This window comes from Burkholderia sp. DN3021 (assembly GCF_049805555.1).
Taxonomy (GTDB): Bacteria; Pseudomonadota; Gammaproteobacteria; order Burkholderiales; family Burkholderiaceae; genus Burkholderia; species Burkholderia pyrrocinia_C.
The window spans coordinates 25,122-31,420 of record NZ_JBNCAB010000088.1 but is presented as its reverse complement, the minus strand read 5'-3'; the positions used below and the strand labels follow the sequence as shown (position 1 = coordinate 31,420).

Here is a 6,299-nt window from a genome sequence, read left to right as displayed (position 1 = left end):
CCGCTGCCAGGCGACGGCCGCGAGCGCGGCGAGGCCGCATAACGCGCCACCCGCGCCGACGATCGTCAACACGGGGAACGCCAGCGTCGGGCCGGCCCACAGGAATACCGCCGCCGCCAGCTTGACGTCGCCGCCGCCGATCCAGCCCGCGTGGCGCAAGCCGCCGGACAGCAGCAGCATCGCCGCGGCGGTCGCGAGGTGGCCGGCCAGCGGCGCGAGCCCTTCGCGCACGAGCGCCGCCGCGACGAAATACAGCATCGCGAACGCCAGCACCGCGCAATTGGACAGGCGCCGGTCGCGCAGGTCCTGCGCGGCGAGCGACGCCAGCACGACCGTGGCCACCGACTGCACGAGAGTGAGCATGGGAGAGCCGTCCATCGGCGCACCCCCGGGTTGGATACGTTCTACCGCTGCGGATCCGTGTATTCGTCGGCGGCGCGCGGGTTCAGGGGATCAGATCAGGCTCGTCACCTTCGTGATCAGCGCCGTGAACACGCTCGGCAAGCCGCCGGAAGTGCTGCTGAGGATCACGCCGACCGCTGCCAGCGCGACCACGACGATGCCGGCCAGCACCGCATATTCGAGCGAGCTGACGCCACGTTCATCACGCAGCAGGGACTTGACGTATTGCAGCATGGCAACCTCCGTGTGACGGGGTCGATGATCGACCGTTGAACGTAAAGACGCTGCATGGGTCCGGCGGCTGCATATGGCGTTCGCCCATTCGCGACTCATGCGGACGGCCCACGCATGAGGCCGTTCGCATTCCCCGAAGTCCACTCGATCACTGCGACGCGCGGCATGCAACGACGGCATCGATCGTTTCATTCGCACATCTGTTGTGCAGCCTCGCCGGTACGACGCCGACCGCACTGATTCGTCTAGGGTATAGACAATTTTTGAGATGATTTCAAATAATTTGGCGTCGGAATGTATTTATGGATAGCACCCTGAAACGATGCAATTCATAGAGGTTGTCTGCCGCGATTCTTTCGCACGGCATTCCGCATGATTCGGATTGGTTCGGACGTCGATGTAAGCATGTTAACTGTCGCGATGCGTCATTTCCCGTCTGGCGGATAACCCGTTTTTTCCATTCGATTTTTCGGTATGCGCCAATTCGGCAAATATAACAGGTCAGGATCGGTTTTTTTAACCGACTGATACCGATTTCACTGCCCTGATTTGCATGCGGATCGACCGGAAAATCCGCGATTTAGCCATTTCAGGAATTTTCCAGCCGGCGCTTGCCTGATCGGCAGGCGACGCCAATCGACATGATCGGAATCCTGAACGATTCCGCGATAAATGCGAATCCGCTTTCCGTTCGCGGAAAGCGGCGCGCCCGGCCCCGCAACCCGCCAGGCGGCGATAAGCATAGTTCAAATCGTTGTTTGTCCCGCGCCGGAAGCGTCCACCAGAATGGCTCGACGCCTCCCTGTCCGATTTCATTTTCACGCTACCCGACGCACCATGACCGATCGATTCCCGTTTCCGCTGCGCCTGCTGCGATCGCTGCTGGCGGCCACGCTGATGACGCTGGCGGCCACCGCCGCGCACGCCGACAAGCCCGCCACCATCCGCATCGGCGTCGCCCAGCAGGGCGCCGGCGATCCGCCGACCTTCGGCGGCTCGAGCGCCGCCACCGCGCAATTGCAGCAACTGGTCGAAAAGGAGTTTGCGGCCGACGGCATCAACGTGCAGTGGCTGTTCTTCAAGGGCGCGGGGCCGGCCGTCAACGAGGCGATCGCCAACAAGGCGCTCGACTTCGCGTACCAGGGCGACCTGCCGGCCGTGCTCGCACGCTCGAACGGGATCAAGACGCACCTGCTGCTTGCCGCGAGCGTGCGCTCGGGCGTGAAGATCGCAGTGCCGCCCGACTCCGGCATCCGTTCGATCACCGACCTGAAGGACCGCCGCGTGTCGATCTTCCGCGGCACGAACCTGCAGCTCGTCGCCGACAACGCGCTCGCGAAAAACGGCCTCGGCGAACGCGACCTGCGCGTGATCAACCTCGACGCCGCGAGCTCGCTCGCCGCGCTCGCATCGAAAGGCATCGACGCGTCGGTGGGCGACTACCAGCTATACAAGCTGCGCGACGCGGGGCTCGCGAAGATCATCTACGAATCGCAGAACGACGGCCCGCAGTACACGCGCCAGACCCACCTGCTCGTGCTCGACGATTTCGAACGCGCGCATCCGGACATCGTGCAGCGCGTCGTCAACGCGCTGGTCAAGGGCGCGCAATGGTCGTCCGACGAGGCGAACCGCGATGCGCTGTTCAAGCTGTGGGCGAAGAGCGGCGTCCCGTATTCGTCGTGGCAGGCCGACTATGCGAACCAGCGCCTGAAGGATCGCCTGTCGCCGCTGATCGATCCGTTCCTCGTCGCGCGCTACAAGGCCGTCGCGCAGGATGCACTGAAGCTGAAGCTGATCCGCCAGCCGGTCGACGTCGACGGCTGGTTCGAGCCGAAGTATCTCGACAACGCGCTGCGCACGCTGAAGCTCGAAAACTACTGGCCGCGCTACGACGCGGCCGGCAAGCCCCTTTCCTGACCCGGACCCACCCCGATGAGCGATACCGCGATCCCGATTCCGTCGTCCGAGCCGCATGCACTCGCCGCGCCGCCGCGCCGCGCGGCGGGCGTGAAGCGGCTCGCGTGGCAGTTCGCGCCGTGGGTACTGCCCGCGCTGCTGTTCGCGCTGTGGAGCGTCGGCAGCGCGCGCGGCTGGATCGCACCGCAGATCCTGCCGCCGCCCGAACGCGTGTACGACGCGCTCGCCGATCTCGCGACGAGCGGCGATCTCGCGCGCCACACGCTGGTCAGCCTGCAGCGCGTGCTGGTCGGCTTCGCGGCCGGCTCGCTGCTCGGTTTCGCGATCGGCGTCGCGCTCGGCCTGTCGCGCACGCTGGAAGCCTATGTGCTGCCGAGCTTCAACGCGCTCGTGCAGATTCCGGTGCTCGGCTGGCTGCCGTTCCTGCTGCTGCTCGTCGGCGTCGGCGAACCGCTCAAGTACCTGCTGATCGCGCATGCGGCGCTCGTCCCCGTCACGATGAGCGCGTTGCAGGGGTTTCGCCAGACGCCGCCTGAACTCGACGAAGTCGCGCGCGGGTTCGGCTACACGCGCCGGCAACGCATCGTCCACGTCGTGCTGCCGGCCGCGATTCCGACGCTCGCGACCGGCGTGCGGCTCGCATTCACGAAGTCGTGGCTCGCGCTCGTCGTCGTCGAGCTCGTCGCGTCCTCCGAAGGGCTCGGCTACCTGATCGTGTACGGGCGGCAACTGTTCCAGCTCGATCTCGTGATGGCGGCCGTGGTCGTGGTCGGCGCGGTCGGCCTGCTGATCAACCGGCTGCTCGATGCACTCGAAGCGCGCCTGCGCCGCGGCGTGCCGTCCGCGTTCCGCGGCTGAACCTGCCCGCCCGCACCAACCGAAGGAGACCGCCCGATGCCGCACTCCGCCACGTCGACGCTCGCGCCGGATGCCACCCCGTCGCCCGTCGCAACCGCCCGCCGTCTGCATGCGCCCGACTGGCGCGGCTTCGTGCTGCCGCTCGTCGCGTTCGCGCTCTGGTGGGCGATCGCTTCCGCGCACCTCGTGAAAAGCGGGCTGCTCGTCGGCCCGGCCGACGTCCTGCACACCGCGTGGTCGCAGGTCACGAGCGGCGCGCTCGGCCGCGCACTGTCCGCGTCGCTCGCGCGCGAAGCCTGCGGTTTCGCGATCGGTGCGACGGGCGGGCTGCTGCTCGGCGCCGCGCTCGGGCTGTCGCGCATCGCCGCGCGCATCGTCGGCCCGAGCTTCGACACGTTCAAGCAGATCTCGCTGTTCGCGTGGATTCCACTGATCTCCGTGTGGTTCGGCCTCGGCGACGTAGCCAAGGTCGTGTTCCTGTCGCTCGCCGCGCTGCTGCCCGTCGCCGCGCACACGTGCGACGGCATTCACGCGGTGCCGCGCGCGTATGTCGACGTCGCCCGCGCGCTGCGCTATTCGCGGCTTCAGCTCGTCCGCTACGTGATCCTGCCGGCCGCACTGCCGTCGATCTTCACCGGGCTGTATCTCGGCCTGATCTATTCGTGGCTCGCGACGCTCGGCGCCGAATACCTGCTCGTCGCGGGCAGCGGGATCGGCAACACGCTGATCGACGGCAGCGAGCAGTTCCGGATGGATCTCGTGCTGTTCGGGATCATCGTCGTCGGCGTGACCGGCTGGGCACTGAACGCGATCGCGCGTGCGATCGAACGCAAGGTACTGGCCCGGCGCGGCGACCTGCCGCGCTGATCTGACGCTCCTTCCCTGTCGCATCCTTCTTCGCTCCGCCATGACGACCCTCGCCTCCGACTCGCTCGACATCCTCCACGTAAGCAAGCACTACGCACAACGCGGCGCGGCGCTCGCCGTGCTCGACGACGTGTCGCTGCACGTGCGCGCCGGCGAATTCGTCACGATCGTCGGCGCGAGCGGCTGCGGCAAGTCCACGCTGCTGCGGCTGGTCGCGGGGCTCGATACCGACTACTCGGGCGAGATCCGCGCCGGCGACGAACGCGTGCGCGACACGTCGCTGCAGCGCGGGATCGTGTTCCAGGATCACCGGTTGTTCCCGTGGCTCACCGTCGAGCAGAACATCGGCGCCGCGCTGCGCAACGCGCCGCTCGACGCGGCCGCGAAGCGGCGAGCGGTAGCCGACCACATCGCGCTCGTCGGGCTGAACGGCTTCGAGCACGCGTTTCCGAACCAGTTGTCGGGCGGGATGGCGCAACGCGTCGCGATCGCGCGCGGCCTCGTGAACCGGCCGCGCGTGCTGCTGCTCGACGAGCCGTTCGGCGCGCTCGACGCGCAGACGCGCGCGCGGATGCAGAACGAATTGCTGCGCATCTGGGAACAGGAGCGCATCACGATGATGCTCGTCACGCACGACGTCGACGAAGCCGTCTATCTCGGCGACCGCGTCGTCACGATGGCGCCGCGCCCGGGCCGCATCGAACGCATCGTCGATGTCGCGCTGCCGCGGCCGCGCCGGCGCGATTCGCCGGAATTCGTGCGGTTGCGCGATACGGTGCTCGCCGATTTCGACGATGGCGACCCGCCGCGCGACGACGGCACGGGCGGCAAGCGCATCGACACGCCGCACGCGCACCGGATCGGTGAATTCCGGCTTGCGTGGTAGACACGTGTCGCGACCGCATTGCTCAGCATGACGACACATATCGATCATCGCAGCACGCACGCTAAGGTTGTGACGATTCATCGGTTCCGGTTCCGCGCGCGCCCTGCTTGAATGGAGACTCGACCGACCCGACTCCAGGAGACTCCCGATGTCCGAAGTCCAGCACGCCGCCCACCCGTCTTCGCATGCTTCGCACGCCGCGCCGCGCACGGCCGCCGCCCCGCTCCAGCTTCGCCAGGTTGCCGGCCGGATCGGCGCCGAGATCGCCGGCGTGCGGCTGTCGGCCACGCTCGACGACGCGACGTTCGACGCGATCCAGGCCGCGCTGCTGCGCCACAAGGTGCTGTTCTTCCGTGGCCAGCACCATCTCGACGACACCGCGCAGGAAGCGTTCGCGCGCCGCTTCGGCGACACGGTCGCACATCCGACCGTGCCGTCCGTCGACGGCAGCGCGCATCTGCTCGAACTCGATTCCGCGCACGGCGCCCGGGCGAATTCGTGGCACACCGACGTCACGTTCGTCGACGCATACCCGAAGATCTCGATCCTGCGCGCGGTCGTGATTCCGCCGTTCGGCGGCGATACGGTATGGGCCAACACGGCCGCCGCGTACGCGCATCTTCCCGACCCGCTGCGCGCGCTCGCCGACACGCTGTGGGCGATCCATACGAACGCATACGACTACGCGTCGACGCACGTGCATGCCGACGACACGCAACTGAAGCGCTACCGCGAAGTGTTCACGTCGACCGTCTACGAAACCGAGCATCCGGTCGTGCGCGTGCATCCGGAAACCGGCGAACGCACGCTCGTGCTCGGGCACTTCGTGCAGCGGCTCAAGGGGCTGTCGGCGCAGGACTCCGCGCACCTGCTGCAGGTCTTCCACGAGCACGTGACGCGCCTCGAGAACACCGTGCGCTGGAACTGGCAGGAAGGCGACGTCGCGATCTGGGACAACCGCGCGACGCAGCACTACGCGATCAACGACTACGGCGCTGCGCGCCGCGTCGTGCGCCGAGCGACCGTTCACGGCGACGTGCCGGTCGGCATCGACGGCCGCCGGAGCGTCGTGCTGAAGGGGCCGGGCGCGACGCTGCAATAACGTCCGCGTACCGCGGCGGCGCCGTTCCGT

8 protein-coding genes are annotated in these 6,299 nt (G+C 67.5%); 5 read left to right on the top strand and 3 right to left on the bottom strand.

Features of this window, described 5'->3' with window-relative positions:
* The 3 genes from ACPUER_RS30225 to ACPUER_RS30215 all read right to left on the bottom strand — a co-directional run.
* On the bottom strand, positions 1-363 hold a 363-nt coding region (locus ACPUER_RS30225; RefSeq protein ID WP_425132901.1), incomplete at its 3' end, for a prepilin peptidase.
* Positions 364-453: 90 nt separating this feature from the next.
* Positions 454-636: a Flp family type IVb pilin gene (locus ACPUER_RS30220; protein WP_034179896.1), complete on the bottom strand. Its 183-nt coding sequence runs from the start codon at positions 634-636 to the stop codon at positions 454-456.
* A gap of 536 nt (positions 637-1,172) precedes the next feature.
* Entirely contained in the window at positions 1,173-1,379 is a 207-nt protein-coding gene (locus ACPUER_RS30215) for a hypothetical protein (RefSeq protein ID WP_425132900.1), read from the bottom strand.
* A gap of 94 nt (positions 1,380-1,473) precedes the next feature.
* Here ACPUER_RS30215 and ACPUER_RS30210 point away from each other — a divergent pair, with 94 nt between their 5' ends.
* The 5 genes from ACPUER_RS30210 (at position 1,474) to ACPUER_RS30190 (ending at position 6,269) form a co-directional block, all read left to right on the top strand.
* Positions 1,474-2,556 (top strand): ABC transporter substrate-binding protein, encoded by a 1,083-nt coding sequence (locus ACPUER_RS30210; protein ID WP_175958780.1) that lies wholly within the window; start codon positions 1,474-1,476, stop codon positions 2,554-2,556.
* Between the two features lie 15 nt (positions 2,557-2,571).
* Positions 2,572-3,414, top strand: coding sequence for an ABC transporter permease (locus ACPUER_RS30205; protein ID WP_425132899.1), 843 nt, complete (start codon positions 2,572-2,574; stop codon positions 3,412-3,414).
* A 36-nt stretch (positions 3,415-3,450) separates the two neighbouring features.
* On the top strand, positions 3,451-4,281 hold the full coding sequence (locus tag ACPUER_RS30200; protein ID WP_310140289.1) for an ABC transporter permease: 831 nt from the start codon (positions 3,451-3,453) through the stop codon (positions 4,279-4,281).
* A gap of 40 nt (positions 4,282-4,321) precedes the next feature.
* Entirely contained in the window at positions 4,322-5,167 is an 846-nt protein-coding gene (locus ACPUER_RS30195; protein ID WP_425132898.1) for an ABC transporter ATP-binding protein, read from the top strand.
* 148 nt (positions 5,168-5,315) lie between these two features.
* Positions 5,316-6,269 (top strand): TauD/TfdA dioxygenase family protein, encoded by a 954-nt coding sequence (locus tag ACPUER_RS30190; RefSeq protein WP_204422658.1) that lies wholly within the window; start codon positions 5,316-5,318, stop codon positions 6,267-6,269.
* Positions 6,270-6,299: the final 30 nt, after the last annotated feature.

What these genes read in the sequence shown, in the direction of transcription:
- ACPUER_RS30220 (WP_034179896.1), bottom strand. Translation starts at nt 636, where the DNA reads ATGCTGCAATACGTCAAGTCCCTGCTGCGTGATGAACGTGGCGTCAGC.
- ACPUER_RS30215 (WP_425132900.1), bottom strand. Translation starts at nt 1,379, where the DNA reads ATGCTTATCGCCGCCTGGCGGGTTGCGGGGCCGGGCGCGCCGCTTTCC.
- ACPUER_RS30210 (WP_175958780.1), top strand. Translation starts at nt 1,474, where the DNA reads ATGACCGATCGATTCCCGTTTCCGCTGCGCCTGCTGCGATCGCTGCTG.
- ACPUER_RS30205 (WP_425132899.1), top strand. Translation starts at nt 2,572, where the DNA reads ATGAGCGATACCGCGATCCCGATTCCGTCGTCCGAGCCGCATGCACTC.
- ACPUER_RS30200 (WP_310140289.1), top strand. Translation starts at nt 3,451, where the DNA reads ATGCCGCACTCCGCCACGTCGACGCTCGCGCCGGATGCCACCCCGTCG.
- ACPUER_RS30195 (WP_425132898.1), top strand. Translation starts at nt 4,322, where the DNA reads ATGACGACCCTCGCCTCCGACTCGCTCGACATCCTCCACGTAAGCAAG.
- ACPUER_RS30190 (WP_204422658.1), top strand. Translation starts at nt 5,316, where the DNA reads ATGTCCGAAGTCCAGCACGCCGCCCACCCGTCTTCGCATGCTTCGCAC.